Consider the following 19,225-nt stretch of genomic DNA (forward strand, 5'->3'; position numbering starts at 1 on the left):
GCTACTCCGTGATCCGGCCGGCGAGCGCGCTGCGCGCGGCCACGATCGGCGAGGCCAGGTAGACGGACGACTTGGGGTTGCCCATCCGTCCGCGGAAGTTGCGGTTGGTCGTGGACAGGCAGACCTCGCCGTCGCCGACGACCCCGCCGTGCGCGCCGTAACACGCCTTGCAGCCGGGCGACTCGACGACGGCCCCGGCTGCGAGGAGCGTCGCCATCGTGCCGGACAGGGTCAGCCGACGGTAGATCCCCATGGTGGCCGGCACGATCATGAGCCGCACTCCGGGCGCCACATGCTTGCCGGCCAGCTCGGCGGCGGCCACCTCGATGTCGTCGTACTTCGCTCCGGTGCAGGACCCGATGTAGACCTGGTCCACCCGGATGCGGTCGGCCATCGCCTCGTCGATCGAGTGCACGTTGTCCGGCCGGTGGGGGTAGGCGACGGCGGGGCGCAGCTTCTCGGCGCGGTACTCCAGGCGCCGCGCGACCGGGGCACCGGGGTCGCTGGTGACCGGCTCGTAGTCGACGATCCGCGGGCGGGCGGCCAGGTAGTTGGCGGCGGCGGGCGACAGGGCCATGATCCCGTTGACCGCCCCGGCCTCCACGACCATGTTGCACAGCGTCATGCGCTCCTCGACCGACATCGTGTCGATCGTGGAGCCGGTGAACTCGATCGACCGGCCCGAGGCGCCCCCCATGCCGAGGTCGCCGAGCAGGGTCAGGATCACGTCCTTGGCCAGGACACCCGGCGCGAGTTCGCCCTCGATACGGACCTCGATGGTCTCCGGGACCCGGAACCACAGATCGCCCGTGTAGAAGGCGTTCACCATGTCGATCATGCCGACGCCGGAGCCGAAGGCGTTGAACGCCCCATAGGTCACCGAGTGCGAGTCCGTGCCGAGCACCACCGTCCCGGGCTGGACGAGCCCCTCCTCGCACATCATCACGTGGCAGATGCCGTAGTTCGCGCCGTACGGGTAGTGGTGCGAGATGCCCTGCTCGGCGGCGAACTGTGCCATGCCGGCGGCGAGCCGTCGCGATTCGGCGTCCTTGGCCGGGACGAGATGGTCCTCGAAGAGGGCGATCCGCTCGGGGTCCCACACGGTCGCGTCCGGGCCGAACGCGGCGCGGAACTCGCGGCGCAGGCCCTCGCACACCGGGTCGTGGGTGAACGCCATGTCGATCCCGACCTCGACGATCTCGCCGGCGACGACGTGGTCCCGGCCCGCGGCCCGCGCGAGGATCTTGTCGGTCATGGTCTGCGGGATCATGCGGACGCACCTCCCACGGCGAGCAGTTCACGTATCTCCGACGGCTCGAGCCAGCGGTCGCGCGACCGCGCCCGTGCCAGCACCGCCTCGACGTTCTCGTCATCGACCGGCGCCCCGACCGAGGCGAGCGCCTCACGGGCGGCGGCCCGTCCGCTCGTCGGACCGACCATGATCGACTGTGTGCGTCCGAGCACGGCGGCGGGCACACTCGAGAACACCAGGTCCTCCGCCTCCCGCCCCCAGCGCCGGGCCTTCACCAAGGCCGCGACATGGGTCCCGGTGCAGGTCGCGAAGGCCTGATCACCGATCAGGGGGGCGTTCGGCCGCACCGGCGATCCCGTCGCCTCGGCGAGCCGGCGGCAGTGCCCGACCACCCGGTCCATCCGGTAGCCCTGGTGTCCGGCCTGGTGGAGGTACATCAGGACCGATTCGAGCGCGGTGTTCCCCGCTCGTTCCCCCAGGCCGAGGAACGCGCCGCTGAGGGTGTCGGCCCCGGCCTCGGCGGCGGCGAGGGCGTTCGCCACCGCGAGCCCGCGGTCGTCGTGGCCGTGCCACCAGATCTTCACGTCCGTGCCGCGGGCGGAGGGGAGTTCAGCCACCGCGCGCTGCGCGTCCGCCCGCACCGCCCGCACGATCCGTGCGGCGCCCTCGGGTGTCGACTCCCCGACCGTGTCGCAGACGGTGAGGACCTCCGCCCCCGCACCGACCGCCGTGCGGACCAGCTGTTCGAGTTCCTCCGGCGGCGTGCGCGTGGCGTCCTCAAGGCTGACGCCGCACCTCGTGCCGCCGTCCCGGGCCGCCGTCCCCGCCGCGGTGATGCGCTCGAGGACGCTGTCGAGGGTCCAGCCCTCGACGCGCCGCCGCAGCGGGCTGCACCCGACGAAGAAGTCGGCCCACACGTCGCGATCGGTGCCCCGGTTGAGCCGGGCGATCGGTGCGATGCTCGCCGGGTCGGCCAGCGCCAGGAAGCGCGGGACCGTCGCGAGGCCGCGGCGGTCGAGGTGCTCGACGAGCTCGGCCGCCTCCGCGAAGGCGGCCGGTGAGCTCGAGGGAAACCCGAGCATGGCCGCCTCGACGCCGATCGCCGCGGAGGACTCGACGAGCACCTTCTTCACTTCGAGGGAGGGGTGGTGCACAAACGCACCCTGCAAGCCGTCCCGCAGACTGTCGTCCTCGATTCCGACGTGCTCAAGGCCGCGTGAACGCGGATTCCACGTGAACAATTCCTCGGCACTCCCAGACATCACTCCACCTCTGATCGAGACTGGCCAGACAGCCTGACGGGATCCGCTCCGACCGAAAAGAAAAAGCACCGCGCAGAGAGCTGTGCAGCAATGGGTGTACCAGATCGGCCCGCCGGCGCACCAGCGTTCCAAGGGGCATCTAAAGCCGGGCCTAAACGCGATCCAAACAGGACCTGAAAGGCATCCGGCGAGCGAGCTGAAGGATAATTCGGACGCTCTTGAACGGCCGTCAGGACTGTGTTCTGGTGGGGACTCGGGACAGCAGTAATCACCCGCCAGTCTCATTTGCCAGCAATCTCGTCCGGATGCAGCCGGAGGTTTCAGGTGTCAATCGGCATGGAAAGTGGAGCAAGCGCTCGTCACCCTCGCTGGGAGGACGTGCCCCAGGCCGAGTGGAGTGATCCGCGATGGCAGATGACACACCGGCTGCGGCGCGCCTCGCAGTTGCGCGAGGTCATCAAGCTCACCGAGGACGAGGAGGCGGCACTCGCCGGGGACGACCTCTTCCGGGTCGACATCACCCCGTACTTCCTCAGCCTCATCGACGGGGACGACCCGCACTGCCCGCTGCGCCTCCAGGTCATCCCCAGCTCGCGGGAGATGGAGGCCTTCGACGGACGGCTTCCGGACGCCAATTCGGAGATCGAGCACGAGCCGGTGCGCGGGATCATTCACAAATATCCCGACCGGCTCGTGATGCTCGTGACGAGTGCCTGCACGTCCTACTGCCGGTACTGCACACGGAGTCGCTTCGTCGGCGACGGGAAGCAGAACTACAGCCATTCGGATTGGGCGGAGCAAATTCGCTACATCCGGGAGTCGCCGCAGGTGCGCGATGTCCTGATCACCGGCGGAGATCCGCTGTCGCTGGCACGCAAGCGGCTGGCCGAAATCATCACCGAACTCCGCAGCATTCCGCACGTCGAGATCATACGGATAGGCACCCGGGCCCCGGTCTTCAACCCGTTCGTCGTGGACGACGAACTGTGTGAACTCCTCGCGGCGAATCACCCGATCTGGCTGAACATCCACGTCAACCACCCCTACGAACTCACCCCCGAACTCGCCCAGGCCTGCTCCCGCCTCTCCCGCGCCGGCGTGCCGCTCGGCGCGCAGACGGTGCTGCTGGCGGGGATCAACGACAGCGTCGAGGTACAGCGCCGGCTGTGCACCGAACTCGTCCGCATGCGCGTGCGCCCCTACTACCTCTACCAATGTGACTCGGTGCGGGGCGCGGGTCACTTCCGGACGAGCGTCACCAAGGGCATCGAGATCATCGAGGGCCTGCGGGGCCACATCAGCGGCTTCGCGGTCCCGACCTATGTGATCGACAGCCCCGGTGGTGGCGGGAAGATCCCGGTCGGTCCAAACTACCTGCTCAGCCTGTCACCGGAGCGGGCGGTGCTGCGCAACTGGGCGGGAGAGGTCTCCGAGTACCACGGACCGTCGGGGTACCGCTCGGGCACGACCCCGCCGCTGCGGGGACCGAAGCCGCCGCGCGCGCACACCGACGTGCCCACGGTGTCCGACCGGCTGTCCGCCCCCCAGGCACCGACCGACGACGCGGAGGGCTTCGCGTCATGAGCACGGTGCACTCCGGGCCCTCCCTCCGGCCGCGAGACGGTGACGGCGGCGGGCACTGCGTCGACGATGTGCTCGCGGCCGCCGTGGTCGTGCTCGAGCGGTACGAGGACCGGGACCCACTCGTCCTGGACGTCACGGTCGAGCCGGCGGACGCGGCGTCCGGGAGGGTCGCGGTGCACCACGTCGTCGTGGACTGTTCCCCCTCGTCCACCTTCGCGCAGGTGCGCTCGGCGATCGCCGGCCGGCTCCCGTCCCCTCGTCCCGCGGGGCGCTGGACCGTCCAGGTCGCCGACAGTGAGGCAGGCGAACGACCCGCGGGGCGGGGCGAGTTGACGCTGCGGCACGGCGCTGCGCCGACGCTCGTTCTCGAGCACCCGCACGCGTCCGGTCCCGGTCTTCACCAAGCGCTCACCCGCGTACTCACCGCCGGCACGGACCGCCCCGGGCAGGAGCTGGCCGCGCTCCCCGTGCTGTCCCCGGACGAGACCGAGAAGCAGCGGCAGTGGCTCACGGGCGAGCCGTCTCCGGTATCGGCGGAGACGACGATGCACGAGCGGGTCCGGGCCGCGGCCCGCCGCCACCCGGAGCGGGTCGCGGCGGCCTGTGCCGCCGAGAGCCTCACCTATGAGGAACTCGTGGAGCGCGCCGATCGGGTGGCCGGGGCCCTACTGGACCACGGGATCACGCGGGGGGAGGTCGTGGCCGTCGTCGCCGAGCGGTCGTGCGCGGTGCTCACCGCGGCCCTCGGTGTGCTCACCGCGGGCGGCGCGTTCTTCCTGCTCGACCCCGGTCTGCCCGCGGCCCGGCGGGAACAGCTCCTGGCGGCGGCCGGGGTGCGGCTGGTCGTCACCACCCGCGCCGGGCGCGCCGCGCTCACGACGGACCACCCCGCCCTCGTCCTCGAGGACCTCGGGCCGGCCGACGCGCACCGGGACCGTCCGCGGCTGCACGGCGACGATCTCGCGTACCTGATGTTCACCTCCGGCTCCCGTGGCGAGCCGAAGGGGGTCCTGATCCGCCACGGGTCGTTCGTCAACCGTCAGCAGTGGCTCATCGACCGCCTCGGACTCGGCCCGGAGGACGTGTCGCTCGGCCGGACGGCGCTGTCGTTCGATCCCGCCATCTGCGAGATGTTCCGTCTGCTGCCGGTCGGGGGACGTGTCTGGTTCCTGCCCACCGGCCACGAGCGTGATCCGGCGCGGGTGCTCGACGCCATCGACCGCGAACGCGTCACCGTCGTGGACCTGGTGCCCTCTCCGCTGCGCAGTCTGCTCGAGCACGTGGTCACGCTGGGCCTCTTCCCCTCGCTCGCGTCGCTGCGGTGGGTCCTGGCCGGTGCCGAGACCCTGCACCCCTGGCTGGTCGAGCTGTTCGAGGATGTCGTCGGCCGCCGCGGGGGCGCCCACCTGCTCAACGGGTGGGGAGCGACCGAGGTCTGTGTCGACGTCACGTCCGTCGACTGCTCGGCCGGACCGGTCGGCGAGCCCGTGCCCGTCGGCCGTCCGATCCCCGGGGTCGGTGTCGCCGTGCTCGACCGTCACGGACGGTTCACGCCGCTCGGGGTGCCGGGTGAGCTCTTCGTGCGCGGCCGCTGTCTCGCCGCCGGCTATCTGAACGACACCGCACTGACCGACGAGCGTTTCGTGCAACGTCCGGTCGCGGGGCCGGAGTTGCTCTACCGCAGCGGCGACCGGGCCCGGTGGCGCAACGATGGGAACCTGGAGTTCCTGGGGCGGCTCGACGACGAGCTGTCGGTCCGCGGGCAGCGGATCGCGCCCGCCGAGATCGAGGCCGTGCTGCGCCGCCATCCCGCCGTGGACGACGCCCTCGTCCGTACCGTGGGCGGCGGCCCGTCGGCGGAGGCGGGCGGCGAGCGGCTGGTCGCCTGGGTGACCCACGACGCGTCCGCCACCCCGCCCGCTCCGCACGACCTCCGCACGCACCTGGGCGAGTTGCTGCCGTCCACCATGGTCCCCGAGATCGTCCATGTGCTGGACGCCTTCCCCCGGACCGTGCACGACAAGGTCGATCTCAAGGCCCTTCCGACGGCATACCCGGCGCTTCCGGGCGGCTCGGCGACCGACCCGCTCCCCGCCCCGTCCGCATCGGTCGAGGACACCCTCCTCGCCCTGTGGCGCGGCGTGCTGAACGGTGCGGCCATCGGCCCGGAGGACGACCTGATCGCCCGGGGCGCCACCTCGCTGGACGCCGCGCGGGTGGCCACCCGCGCGGCAGCGGGCCTGTGCGGGCGCCTGGACGTGCTCCGCATCTTCGCGCATCCCACGATCCGCGCCCAGGCGGAGGTGATCCGGGGCTGTGACCACGCCTCGTGCCGGGTCGCCCGCCTGGAGCCCACGCCGCCGGCCGAGACGGTGCCGGCGTCCCACAGCCAGCTCCGCCACTGGATCACCAGCCGCTTCGACGCCACGTCCTCGGCGTACAACATCGCGGTCGGCATCGAGCTGACCGAGGTCCCCGACCCCGCCGTCCTGCGCACGGCGCTGGACGAACTCACCGTCCGGCACGAGATCCTGCGCACGACGTTCTCGCTGGACGACGGCGAACTCGTCCAGCGCATCCTGCCCCCGCGACCCGGCTGGGTGCCCGTGGAGGTCAGTGCGGCGGCCGACCCGTCCCGCCATCTGCGGGCGGTGAGCGAGCGGCCGTTCGACACCGAGGCCGGGCCCCTGCTGCGGCTCGGCCTCATCACCCCGGCCGCCGCGGAGCCGGCACCCGACCGGGGCACCGTGCTGTACCTCGTGATCCACCATCTGATCAGCGACACCTGGTCGCTGACGCTGCTGCTCACCGAGCTGGCCGCACGGTGCCGGGCGCCGGCCGCCGGGGACGGCCCGGCGGAACTGCCGCCCGCCCGCCTCCAGTACCGCGACTACGCCGCCTGGGAGAAGGCGCGGCTCGCCGGACCGGCGGGGCAGCGGATGCGCGGCTTCTGGACCGGTCAGCTGGCCGGGCCGCTGCCGGCCCTCGGCCTCCCGCTGGACGCCCCGCGCGGCTCCGCGAAGGTTCCCGGAGCCGACGTCCAGCGCTTTGTGCTCGGCCCCGACGTCACCGACGCGCTGCGGTCATGGGCCGGGCAGCACCGGGCCACGATGTTCATGGCCCTGCTCACCGCGACCTCCGCCTGGCTGCACCGGCTGACCGGCCAGCGCGATCTGGTGATCGGTACCCCGGTGGCCGGTCGCCCGCACGTCGACCTCGAGGACGTCCTCGGCTCCTTCGTCAACAGCGTGGCGCTCCGGATCGCCGTGGACCCGGAGGCCTCTCCCGAGGGTCTCCTCGCCGGCGTCCGGTCGACCGCCCTGGACGCATTCGCCCACGAGGAATACCCCCTCGACCTCGTCGTCCGGGACCTCGGCCTGGTGCGCGACCCCGAGCGCTCGGCCCTGTTCGACGTGATGCTGGTCCTGCAGAACGCGCCCGGGGCCCGGACGGAGTCGGTGTGGGGGGAGCCCCGCGCCCGCCGGGTCGACGTGGACCGCGGTGTCGGCAAGCTCGACATGATCGTCACCTTCGTCGAGGACGAGGACGGGCTGCGCGGCGAGATCGAGTACGACTCCCACCTCTTCATGAGCACGACGATCGAGCGCTGGCTCGCCGGGCTGTCGCGCATCCTCGCGGCGCTCCCGGACTCCCCCGGCACGACCGCCGCCGCCGTGGCCCGCTCCGCACTCGAGGCCCCGGCGGAACCGGTCCTGCTGCACACGGCGGTGGAGCGTCATGCCCGTCTCACCCCCGCGCGGACCGCCGTGGTGTGCGAGGAACGGGTCCTGACCTACGGGGAACTCAACAGCCGGGCGAACCGGCTCGCCCGCCGGCTGCGCGACGAGTTCGGCGTGGGCCCCGGGCAGCTCGTCGGCTACGCGGTCGAGCGCTCCGAGCGGGTGCCCGTCATCCAGCTCGCGGTCCTCAAGGCGGGCGGCGCCTTCCTCGGGATCGATCCCACCCATCCCGCGGCGCGCGGCCGCGCCGTGCTCGAGGACGCCCGGCCGGTCCTGCTGGTCGTCGACGGTCACGCGCACGGCCTCCTCCCGGAGGGCGGGGAAGGGCTCCCCGTGCTCGCCCTCGACGACGCACCCGAGCCGCCCGACGACGGCGGGGCGGCGGCCGACCTCCCGCCGGCCGCCGGCCCGGCGGACCCCGCGTACGTCATCTACACCTCCGGCAGCACCGGCACACCCAAGGGTGTCGTGGTGGAGCACCGAAACGCCCACGCGCTCCTGTGGGCCGGCGGCTGGCCGTTCGAGTTCCGGGACGACGACGTCTGGACCGCGACGCACTCGTTCGCCTTCGACTTCTCCGTCTGGGAACTCCATCTGCCGCTCTCCCGCGGCGCCCGGGTCGTGATCATTCCCGAGGCCACACGCCGGGACCCGCGGCGGCTGCTCCCGGTCCTCGTGCGGGAGCGGGTGACCGTCCTGGCCCAAGTCCCCAGCACCTTCGAGCGCGTGGTGGACGCGCTCGACCGCCGCCCGGAACTGGCGCCGGCCTCCCTGCGCTACGTGATATTCGGGGGAGAACCCATCAATCCCGGGGCCGTGCGGCGCTTCGCCGGGCACCTGCCCGGGGTGGACATGGTCAACGGCTACGGCATCACCGAGACCACCGTCCTCACGACCTTCAAACGACTCGACCCCTCCGCAGCGCCCGGGGCCCCGTCCGACGTGCAGAACATCGGCCGCCCGATCGGGACGATGAGCGTTCAACTGCTGGACCCGGACGGGCAGTCCGTTCCCGACGGCAGCGTCGGGGAGATCGTCATCAGCGGGCCCGCGGTGGCCCGCGGTTACCTCGGCCGGCCCGAGGAGACCGCCCGGGTCTTCGGGGTGCATCCGCCCGGCCCCGGCGTTCGGGAGGACGGGGCGGGCGGCGGCCCCGACGCCCGCCCGGCCCGGAGGTGGTACCGCACCGGAGACCTCGCCCGGCGCCTCCCCTCCGGTGACCTGGTGTTCGTCGGCCGACGGGACCGCCAGGTCAAGATCCGCGGCTATCGGGTGGAACTCGAAGAGGTCCGCTCCGCGATCCTGGGCACGGGGCTGCTGGCCGGCGACGCCGTGACCGACGTCCGGCCGGGGCCCGCCGACGCCCCGTCGATAGTGGCCTACCTCGACGCCCGCGACCGGGAGCGGATCCCCGCCCTGCGCCGGCGACTGCAGGAACTCCTGCCCGCGCCCATGATCCCCGCCTCGTTCGTCCCCGTCGACGACTGGCCGACCACGGGCAACGGAAAGGTGGACCTGGACGCGCTCCGCGCCCGGTACGCCGGCTCCCCGCAGCCCCCTGCCGAGACGGAGGAGCAGCCGGAGCCGACGGTGACGGATCAGGCCGCCACGGGCGGCGCGCCCGACACGGTGGCCGCGCTGGGGGCGCTGTGGAGCGACCTGCTGGGACAGCCCGGCATCGGCCCCGACGACAACTTCTTCACCGTCGGGGGCCATTCCCTGCTGGCCGTGGCGCTGGTGACCCGGGTGGAGGAGGAACTGGGCGTCGTCCTCGGTCTTGAGGACGTGCTGACGTATTCCACGCTCGGCCGCCAAGCGGAGCTGATCGACGCCCGTCGCGCCTCGGCGGTGGATCAGTCGACCACCGTGCCGGACGCGCTCCCCACGGCCCCGGACTCCGACACCTACCCCTTGTCGCCCGCGCAGTCGGAGTTCTGGCTGCTCGATCAGTTCCGGGCCCCGCAGACACCGGCGGCGACACCCGAGATCCTGGACCTCGGGACACCGTGGGACCCCGCGGCCGACCGGGCGGCGTTCGCCCGGCTCGTCGAGTCCTTCGAGATCCTGCGCACCGATTTCCCGCTGGCCGGCGCCCACCCCCGGCAGCGGGTCCGTCCACACGGCCACGCGGACGCGCTCCGGCTGACCGACCTGTCCCGCTCCCCCACGGCCGAGGATCTGCGCGCACTCCTCGACGAGGAGACGGCCCGGCCGCTGGACCTCGCCGAGGGCCCGCTGTTCCGGCTCCACCTGGTCCGGCGGCCCGGCACGTCGACGCTCGGCGTGGTCACCGCCCACCACATCGTGTGGGACGGCATGTCCTGCGACGTGCTCGCCCGGTGGTGGCAGCGGGACCGCCAGGCGCAGCGGGCGGGCCGGGCCGCCCCCCGGCGTCCGGAACGTCAGTTCCGCGATATCGCCGCCCACCAACTCGCCTACCTCGAGGGCCCCGAGGGGCGTGCCGAGCTCGCCTGGTGGACCGGGCGGATGGCCGGCGCCCACCGCACCCGTCCCGATCTCACCCCGCTGGGCATCGGCCACCCCTCCGGGCCCCGGGACTTCCTCGGGCGCAGCCATCGGGTGACGGTGGACGCCCCCCGGACCAGCGCCCTGCGGGCACTGTGCAAAGACACCGAGGCAACTCTGTTCGCGGGGCTGCACGCCGTCGTCAAGGCGTTTCTGTTCGCCATGACCCGGCAGACCGACCTCGTCGTGATGTCGCCGGTGTCGCTGCGGGACGGGCGGGTCCTGGAGGAGCAGCTCGGCCCGTTGATCAACACCGTCGCCCTCCGCGACCACATCGAGCCGCGCGAGCCGTTCCGCGCCCTGCTGGGTTCCGTACGCCAGTCGGTGGTCGACGCGCTCGCCCACCGGCGGATTCCGCCGGGAGAGATCGGCCGGGCGCTGGGGCTGGACGCCGACGCGCCACTCGCCGACATCGGTCTGACCCTCCAGCCCCGGGCCGGCGCCACCGATGTCCCCTGGACGGAAGAGGTCTTCGGCGCCCACACCGCGCTGTGGTTCGACATCACCGAGCGGACGGACACCCTGGACGTCGAGATCGTGGCCCCGCGCGCCCGCGTCGACGACGACACACTCGCCGAACTCGGGCGCGCCTTCCTCCGGATCGTGGGGACGCTCCTCGATCACGCCGACGCCCCGCTGGACGCGGCCGTGGGTGCGCGGCCGGCGGAGTCCCCGGCCCCCCTGACCATCGAGCTGCGCTACTGAGCGCTGATCCCGGGACCGGTGTGAACCCGTCCCCGCTGAAAGGAGCAGAGGTGGACACTCAGGAAATTCTGTCGGCTCAGCACCACCATGAGCGGGTCGACCATGAGGTCTGGCGGCACCTCTACCGCCAGCAGTTGGATCTCGTGCCGTCGGCCGCACCGGCCCTCTACCTGGAGGGGCTCGAGCTGCTCGGCCTCCCGGACGACCAGGTGCCCGATCTCGACCCGGTGAACGAGCGCGTCCGCGCGATCACCGGCTGGACCTTCGTCGCGGTGGACGGCCTGGTGAAGGGGGACGACTTCTTCACCATGCTCCTGAACCGGCGATTCCCCGTCACCAACCGGATGCGCAAGCCCGAGGAGGTCCGCTTCGCCGAACTGCCCGACCTCTTCCACGACTTGTTCGGTCACGGTCCCTTCCTGGCCCACCCGCGCACGGCGGACCTGTACCAGGAGTTCGGCCGCATCGGGGTCCGGTGTGCCGCACGCCCCGATGACCTCGCGCTGCTGCAGAACATCATGTGGACCACGCTGGAGGCCGGTCTGATACGGACCCCCGACGGGCTCCGGGCGCTGGGCGGCGCCATCCTGTCCTCGGCCGACGAGATCCAGCAGTGCCTCGACCCGGCCACCCCGACCGAGCCCTTCGACCCGGAGGTGGTGCGGCGCGCGACGTACGACATCCTCCGGCTCCAGAACCGGTACTTCGTCGTCGAGGACCTCGTGGAGATCGAGTCGGCGCTGGCCGGCCTGAGCGCCCGGGCGGAGGGGGGTGAGGGCTCATGACGAGGTCGCAGAAGACCACCGGGCACTTCCTCCGCGGCGATGTCGAGGTCGAGCCGCTGGTCGACCGCTGGTATGCGTGGGTGCACCTGGTCTCGCCGGCGACTGCCGCGTTCGTCACCATGGAGCGTCATCTGCGGATGATGGAGTCCTATGTCCGCTCCCCGGCGATGCACGCCGCGGCTGCGGCCAACCCGGCGACGCGCAGCGGCCCGTTCCTCGACCTCGGCGGCGCCCGGGTCGCCGAGGTCCAGGCGCTGCTGGACGCGACGCGTACCAAGGCGAAGCGCCAGCAGGACTTCGTGTCGGCGTTCGGCGAGCTCGACGAGCTTCTCGAGAGCATGACCGGTGGCGCGCTGGAACCGCTGTACCCCGCCGTCCCGGCCGCGCTGCGGGGCCTGGTCGAGCTGGAGTACGACCGCCACAACCGGGCCCGCTGCCGACTCTATGAACGGCTGCTCTACGCCGACGCGCTGGCCGACCCGTCGGGGCAGTGTCTGCGGCTGGTGCGCACGGACCGCGACGGCGACCGCCCGTTCGCGTTCTCCACTCCGCGCCTGCCCGTGGCGGAGGACCCGGACGCCGCCGACGACGCGGCCTGGGAGGGCGCCGTGGAACTCTGCGTACCCTTCGCCTCGCCGGCCCTCGACGCACTGTTCCGCGCCCGCGGCGAACCCGTCGATCCGGACGCGCTCGCCGACGAGTTGGGCCTGGACGCCGGCACCCGTCCGCGCTTCCGTGAGCTGTTCACCACCACGCCCCCGCGGACGCCGGGCGAGCGCGAGGACCCGCCGGCCGGACCGGGCCCCCTCCGGGTGACCTACTTCGGGCACGCCTGTGTGCTGTTGGAGGACGGCGAGGTCAGCGTCCTCGTCGACCCCGTGATCCCCTACGCGCACGCATCCGACGTGCCGCGCCGCTCCTTCGCGGATCTGCCCGACCGGATCGACTACGTCCTCATCACCCACGCCCACCACGATCACGTCCTGCCCGAGACGCTGCTGCAGATCCGGCACAAGGTGGGCACGGTCATCGTGCCCGGCAACGACGGCGGAGGGCTCATGGACCCGTCGCTGCGCCTCGTCGTCGAGCACCTGGGCTTCCCCGACGTCCGTGAGGTGCGCGAGCTCGACGTCGTGGACCTTCCGCACGGGGCGATCACCGCCATCCCGTTCGTCGGCGAGCACCACGACCTGGCGATCCGGTCGAAGTCCACCTACCACGTCCGTCTCGGCGGACGGACGGTACTGCTCGGCGCCGACACCGCCAACGTCAACCCGGCGCTCTACGACCGGGTGCACGACCTGGTCGGCGACATCGACCTGCTGTTCCTGGGCATGGAGTGCGAGGGCGCGCCGGCGAGCTGGGTCTATGCGCCGTACTTCGCCCATCCGCTCAACCGGGACCACGACCAGAGCCGGCGAGGGCGCGCGTCCACCTGCGCGGAGGCCCTCGATGTCGTCGAGCGCTTCCGCGGCGCGGAGGTCTATGTGTACGCGATGGGCGAGGAGCCCTGGCTCTATCCGCTGCTGGGCATCCCGTACACCGACGAGTCCCTCGCCATCCGGGAAGCCACGCGTCTGGTCGAGGTCTGCCGGGCGCAGGGCCGCCACTCCGAGCGGCTCTACGGTGCGAAGCGTTGGAGTGTGTCGTGAGCATCTCTCGTATCGAGGCCCTTCAGGGCCCGGCCCACCAGCAGCAGCGTGCCGCGTGGCTGGCGGCCATGCCGTCCGTCGAGGACGCCGTGCACTGGGCCGACACCGTCGTCACCACCGAGACGGCCGCCCCGGGGACGCGGCGCCGCGTCACTCTCGGGCCGGAGAGCCGTCGCCGGGTCACCGCGGTGAGCGGTGGTCAGGCGCTGGGCGACTTCGTCGTCCTGCTCTCCGCCCTCGTGGTCGCCGTCCAGCGCACGTCGCTGCACGACGTGGTCTGGCTGTCCACTCCCCTGCTGCACGAGGTCGACAGCCCCTACCGGCACGACGACCGGGTGCCGCTGGTCTTCCGCCCGGAGCGGCGGGGCAGCTTCAAGTCGCTGCTCGAGCACGTCCGGCACCACGTCGCCACGGCCTACACGCTCCAGGGCTTTCCCGTCCGCGAGCTGTGGGCGCAGGCGGACGGGCCGACGGACACCGGTCTGGTGGTCGCCGAGACCCGGCTGCACGAGGCCGTGCCGGTCGACGACAGCACCGAACTGGTCATCAGGATCGACGGGGCGGAGGGCAGCTTCGAGTTCGAGGACCGGCACGGCCGGTTCCCGGTCTGGTTCGGCGATCATGTCGTGGGACTCGTCGAAAAGGTGCTGGAACACCTCGACCACACCGATGTCGCGGTGGCGAGCCTGGACCTGCTCGACGACGACGAGATCCTCCACCAACTCGACACCCTCACCGCCACCGGCGTCCCCGCCCACACCCCGGACGACTCGCTGGCGACCCGGTTCCGGGCGGTGGCCGCCGCCGCGCCCGACGCCACCGCCCTCCTCGCGGGCGGCCGGGCCATGAGTTACGGCGAACTGCTCGCCCGCGCCGAGCAGTTCGCCCGTCATCTGCGCGACGAGCTGAGTCTGGCCGAAGGGGAAGCGGTGGCCGTCCTCGTCTCGCGCACGGAGGACACCCTCGTGGCGCTGTGGGGGTGCGTGCTCGCCGGGACCGCGTACGTCCCGATCGATCCGCACGCCCCGACCGACCGCATCGCGCAGATCGCCGAGGCCTCGAAGGCCAAGATCCTGGCGATGCACTCCAGTCTGCTGCACCGCCTCACCGATCTGCCCACGCTCGCGGTGTGCTGTCTGGACCTGCAGTTCCCCGCGGGCACGGCGGACAGTTCACCGGCCGAACCGACCTGGCCGGCGCCACGGGGCAACGACGCCGCCGCGGTGATCACCACCTCGGGCTCGGGTGGCACCCCCCGCACGATCGTCCTCGACCACGCCGGCGTGGTGAACGTCGCCCTCGACCATGTGACCGAACTCGGCCTCGGCCCGGACGACCGCTATCTCGCGTTCATGGCGCTCTCGTTCGACGGCGCGCTGCTCGACATCGTGATGACCCACCTCGCGGGTGCGGCGCTGGTCCTCCCCGACGAGCAGGAGCTCGCCGATCCGCGCCGCCTCCAGGACCTGATGGCCGGGCACGCCGTCACGGCGACCACCATGACCCCCTCCTACCTGAGCGCCCTCGATCCGCTGCGGCTGACCGCTCTGCGGGTGCTCATCTCGGCGGCGGAACCGGCCAACACGGCGGACCTGTTGGCGTACGCGGCCCGCGGCGTCGCGGTGTACAACGGCTACGGCCCGACCGAGGCGTGTGTGAACACGACGCTGCACCGGGTGGACCCGCAGCGCGACTACCGCAGTGTGCCGCTGGGCCGGCCGCGCGCGAACATGCAGGTCTACGTCCTGGACCAGGACCGGAATCTGCTCCCGCGCCATGTCATCGGCGAGATCGCGATCTCCGGGCGCGGCGTGGCGTCCGGGTACATCGGGGACCCCGAGCAGAGCGCCCGCCGCTTCGTCCCGCACCCGTTCCGCCCGGACGGCGGCGTGCTGCACCTCACCGGCGACCTCGGCGGCTGGGACGAGAACGGGGAACTGGTCTTCGCCGGCCGCCGGGACCAGCAGGTCAAGATCCGTGGGTTCCGGGTGGAGCCCACCGAGATCGAGAACGCGCTGCGCACGCACGACCGCGTGGCGGACGCCGTGGTGGCCACGGATGCCGAGCGCGGGGTTCTGGTGGCCTTCGTCCGCGCGCCGGGCGGCCACGGCCCGGAGCACGGCGAGGTGCCGGCGCACGAACTCTCCGAGCATCTCGCCCGGAAGCTCCCCGCCTATATGGTCCCGAGCGCCGTACACCTCGTCGACGCCTTCCCCACCACCGAGCACGGCAAGGTGGACCGTCGCGCCCTCCTGGACCTGCACGAGCGGCGGATGGCCGAGCGCCCGGTCAGCACGCCGGCGAACCCCGTCGAGTCGAGCCTGCTCGAAGGATGGGCGACCGTCCTGGGCATCACCGCGATCGACGCCGAGGACGACTTCTTCCAGCTCGGCGGCGACTCGATCCGGCTGATCCAGGCCGTGCAGGCCGCGGAGCAGGCGGGGATCGCCCTGCGCACCAGCGACATCATCGAGCACCGGACCGTGCGCGCGCTCGCCCGCATGGTGGCCGCACGCGGCGACGACACCGGGCCCGCGGCGCCGGCCGCGAGCGAAGCGGTGAGCCTCACCGACGACGAGACGCTGCAGCTGCCGGCGCGGTGCGAGGACGCCTACCCGCTGACGCACCTTCAGGAGCGCATGGTCGAGTGGTCCGCCGAACCGGACCTGCGGGCGCTGCACGCCTACCGCTGTATCGCGGGATGGCGGCTGCGCGACGGCGACGCTCTGGACGTCGATGTGCTGCGGCGCGCCCTGCGCGGCCTGGTCGAACGGCACCGGTCGCTGCGCACCACCGTGATCCGCGCGGCCGGTTCGGGACGTCTGCTGCAGTGTGTGCTCCCCGCGGACGCCACCCCCGTCGACACCGTGGACACCGTCGAATCGGCCCCGCAGGACGAGGCCGACACGGCGCTGAACTCCGTCGTCGAGGCGGACCTCGCCGCCCCGTTCGACACCGACGGCGCCGCACCGTGGACCCGCTTCGTCATCGTCGTGCGCTCCGCGACCGAGGTCGATGTCGTCATGTCCGCGCACCATGCGCTGACGGACGGGTGGAGCGGAGTCCAGCTGCGCAACGAACTCTTCGAGGACTACGCAACCCTCCGCGCCGGCGGCCGCCCCGACACCGCGGCGCCCACGGCGGACTCCTACCGGGAGTTCGTCGCGCTGGAGCGGACACTCGCGAACGACCCGCGGGCACAGGCCTTCTGGGCGGACACCCTCGCCACCCTCCCGGACGGCCCGGCCACCCCGCGACGCCGGGAGTTCCGGCGCATGGGCTACACGGAGGTCGTCGTGCCCCCCGAGCGGGTCGAGGCGATCCTCGCGCCCGCCCGCAACGAGGGCCTCTCGCCCAAGGCCCGCTGTCTCGCCGCTTTCCTCTCCGCGCTCCACCGTCACGACGGCGCCTCGGCGCTGACGGTCGGCGTCGTCGCCAACGGCCGGTCGGAGCGGCTCACCGACCCGCTCGGCACCACCGGGCTGTTCTGGAACATCCTGCCGGTCAGCTCCCGGTGGGACGCCACTGCGCAGCCACCCTCGGCGGCAACGGTGCAGGCCGGTCTCGAAGCGCTGGAGCCCTACGCGGGTTTCCCGCTGGCCGGACGGGTCGCGGACGGCGAGGCGGTCGCGGCGTGGTTCAACTTCGTGCACTTCCATCACGCCCGCCAGGCCGTCGACCGGCTGACCCTGGTCGAGGAGTGCGTCGCCCTCGGCCAACTCCACCACCCGGTGGTGCTCGCGGTGTCGCTCGAACCGGCGCCCCCCGACGGCGCACCCCAGCTCGTCGCCACCCTTGAGCACGACCTCGACCGGCTCGACGAGGCCTCGGCCGAACGGCTGATGGCCCTCTGGTCCGAGGCCCTGTCCTCGCCCGCCACCGACACCCCGGGCTACCGCGCCGTACCCGGCAATCCGGAGGAATCCCGTGACACTGTTCAGTCCTGAGCGCGCCGAGACCCCCGACGACACGCCCTGGTACGACGTCGTGGTCTGCGGTGGCGGACTCGCCGGCGCCACGTTCGCCCGCCATCTGCGCCGCAAGCAGCCCGACGCCTCGGTCCTGGTGATCGACGGGCAGACCTACCCGGTGCCGCCGGCGGCCCACAAGGTCGGCGAGTCGACGGTGGACATCGCGGGGTTCTACTTCTCCACCGTCCTCGGCCTCGCCGAGTACATGGCGGACGCACACCTGCCCAAGCTGGGCCTGCGCTACTTCTTCGGCCGGCCCGGCGAGCCGTTTGCGGACGCCCCCGAAATCGGGCTGTCGGCCCTGCCGGGGCGGAGCACGTACCAGATCGACCGCGGAGTCCTGGAAAACGACCTGTACGAGATGAACCGCGAGGCCGGCATCGAGATCGCCACCGGCAGCACGGTCCGCGAGGTCGACCTGGGCCCCGAGGACACCGCACACCTGGTGGAGTACGTCGACGGGGACGGGGTGCCCCGGCGCGCACGCTGCCGATGGGTGGTCGACGCCATGGGGCGGGCCCGGTACCTCCAGCGCAAACTGGGGCTGCAGAGGCCCACCGAGGGCCGGTTCAACGCCGCGTGGTTCCGCGTCGCGGGCCGTCTCGACGTCGAGGACTTCGTCTCCGAGGACGACACCGACTGGCACGAGCGGGTGCCGGGCCGCCGGCGCCGGCTCTCCACGGTCCATCTGATGGGCCCCGGATACTGGGTCTGGCTGATTCCGCTCGGCTCCGGCAATACGAGCGTCGGCATCGTGACGTCCGGCGAACTGCACGACATCGACGGCATGAGCACCCTGGCCGGTGCCGTCGAGTGGTTGGAGCGGCACGAGCCGGCGGTCGCGTCCGCGCTGGGCCCTCACGAGGTGCTCGACTTCCTCGCGGTCCGCGACTACAGCTACACCTCCAGCCAGGTCTTCTCGGCCGACCGCTGGGGTTGCGTGGGCGAGGCCGCGGCTTTCGCCGACCCGTTCTACTCGCCCGGCTCCAACATGATCGCCTTCGAGAACTCGGCCCTGATCGAGCTGATCGGCGAGGACGCCGTGGACGCGCTGCGTCCGGAGCGGGTCGAGGAGCTGAGTCGTTTCGTGCTCGGTCAGAACGACTGGCTCGAGTACAACATCCACAGCTCGTACTCGTACTTCGGCGAGCCACTGATCATGACGCTGTCGTTCCTCTGGGACACGCTGCTCTCCTGGACCACGGCGACCCCGCAGATGTACAACGGCATCTTCCTCGACGAGGAGAAGGCCGCCGCGGTCCGCGCCGCGACCCCGGGTCTGTACGCCCTCACGGTGCAGGTCAAGCGGCTGTTCAAGCAGTGGGAACGGAAAGCGGGACGGGGCCGGAGCTTCCGCTTCATCGACTACTACAAGATCCCGTTCCTCCAGGAGGCGTATGAACGCAACCTCGTGGAGGGCAAGTCGGTGGCCGAACTCGTGGCGGACCACCGCCACTCCATGACCGTGCTCGAGGAGGTGGCGCAGGCCATCTTCCTCATCGCCGTGGAGGACACGATGCCCGAGCGGCGGGCGCACCTCGACGAGCACCCGTGGCTCAACGCCTGGGCGATCGGCCTGGACCCCGAACGGTGGCGGGCCGACGGCCTGTTCAAGCCCACGACGCCACCGCGGCCCCTCGACCGGACGTACGGGATCCTCACGGCGCTGTTCGACGCCCCCGCACCGGAGCCCGATACGACACCGGCCGCGCTGCCGATAGAGCTGCGGCTCTAGGGCGTGTCCGCAA

At 72.1% G+C, this 19,225-nt stretch carries 8 protein-coding genes; 6 read left to right on the plus strand and 2 right to left on the minus strand.

Features of this window, described 5'->3' with window-relative positions; translation table 11 throughout:
* Window position 1 precedes the first annotated feature (1 nt).
* Together OIU81_RS03535 and OIU81_RS03540 are read right to left on the minus strand one after the other, a co-directional pair.
* Entirely contained in the window at window positions 2–1,270 is a 1,269-nt protein-coding gene (locus OIU81_RS03535) for a 3-isopropylmalate dehydratase large subunit (RefSeq protein WP_329143712.1), read from the minus strand.
* Window positions 1,267–2,514: a hypothetical protein gene (locus OIU81_RS03540; RefSeq protein ID WP_329143714.1), complete on the minus strand. Its 1,248-nt coding sequence runs from the start codon at window positions 2,512–2,514 to the stop codon at window positions 1,267–1,269. The genes OIU81_RS03535 and OIU81_RS03540 overlap by 4 nt, the downstream gene beginning before the upstream one ends.
* Before the next feature lie 336 nt (window positions 2,515–2,850).
* On the opposite strand from OIU81_RS03540, the gene OIU81_RS03545 reads away from it, so the two are divergent.
* The 6 genes from OIU81_RS03545 to OIU81_RS03570 are packed head-to-tail and all read left to right on the plus strand — an operon-like array spanning window position 2,851 to window position 19,212.
* The gene (locus OIU81_RS03545) at window positions 2,851–4,098 is read left to right on the plus strand and encodes a KamA family radical SAM protein (protein ID WP_329143716.1); all 1,248 of its coding nucleotides are present in this window, start codon (window positions 2,851–2,853) and stop codon (window positions 4,096–4,098) included.
* Window positions 4,095–11,069: a non-ribosomal peptide synthetase gene (locus OIU81_RS03550; RefSeq protein WP_329143718.1), complete on the plus strand. Its 6,975-nt coding sequence runs from the start codon at window positions 4,095–4,097 to the stop codon at window positions 11,067–11,069. Before OIU81_RS03545 ends, OIU81_RS03550 begins: the two co-directional genes overlap by 4 nt.
* A 50-nt stretch (window positions 11,070–11,119) precedes the next feature.
* Window positions 11,120–11,854 (plus strand): hypothetical protein, encoded by a 735-nt coding sequence (locus tag OIU81_RS03555; RefSeq protein WP_329143719.1) that lies wholly within the window; start codon window positions 11,120–11,122, stop codon window positions 11,852–11,854.
* Window positions 11,851–13,506: an MBL fold metallo-hydrolase gene (locus OIU81_RS03560; protein ID WP_329143720.1), complete on the plus strand. Its 1,656-nt coding sequence runs from the start codon at window positions 11,851–11,853 to the stop codon at window positions 13,504–13,506. The genes OIU81_RS03555 and OIU81_RS03560 overlap by 4 nt, the downstream gene beginning before the upstream one ends.
* Entirely contained in the window at window positions 13,503–17,453 is a 3,951-nt protein-coding gene (locus OIU81_RS03565) for a non-ribosomal peptide synthetase (RefSeq protein ID WP_329143721.1), read from the plus strand. The genes OIU81_RS03560 and OIU81_RS03565 overlap by 4 nt, the downstream gene beginning before the upstream one ends.
* Entirely contained in the window at window positions 17,434–19,212 is a 1,779-nt protein-coding gene (locus tag OIU81_RS03570) for an NAD(P)/FAD-dependent oxidoreductase (protein ID WP_329143723.1), read from the plus strand. The genes OIU81_RS03565 and OIU81_RS03570 overlap by 20 nt, the downstream gene beginning before the upstream one ends.
* The last annotated feature ends 13 nt before the right edge of the window (window positions 19,213–19,225 follow it).

The organism is Streptomyces sp. NBC_01454 (assembly GCF_036227565.1).
GTDB lineage: Bacteria > Actinomycetota > Actinomycetes > Streptomycetales > Streptomycetaceae > Streptomyces.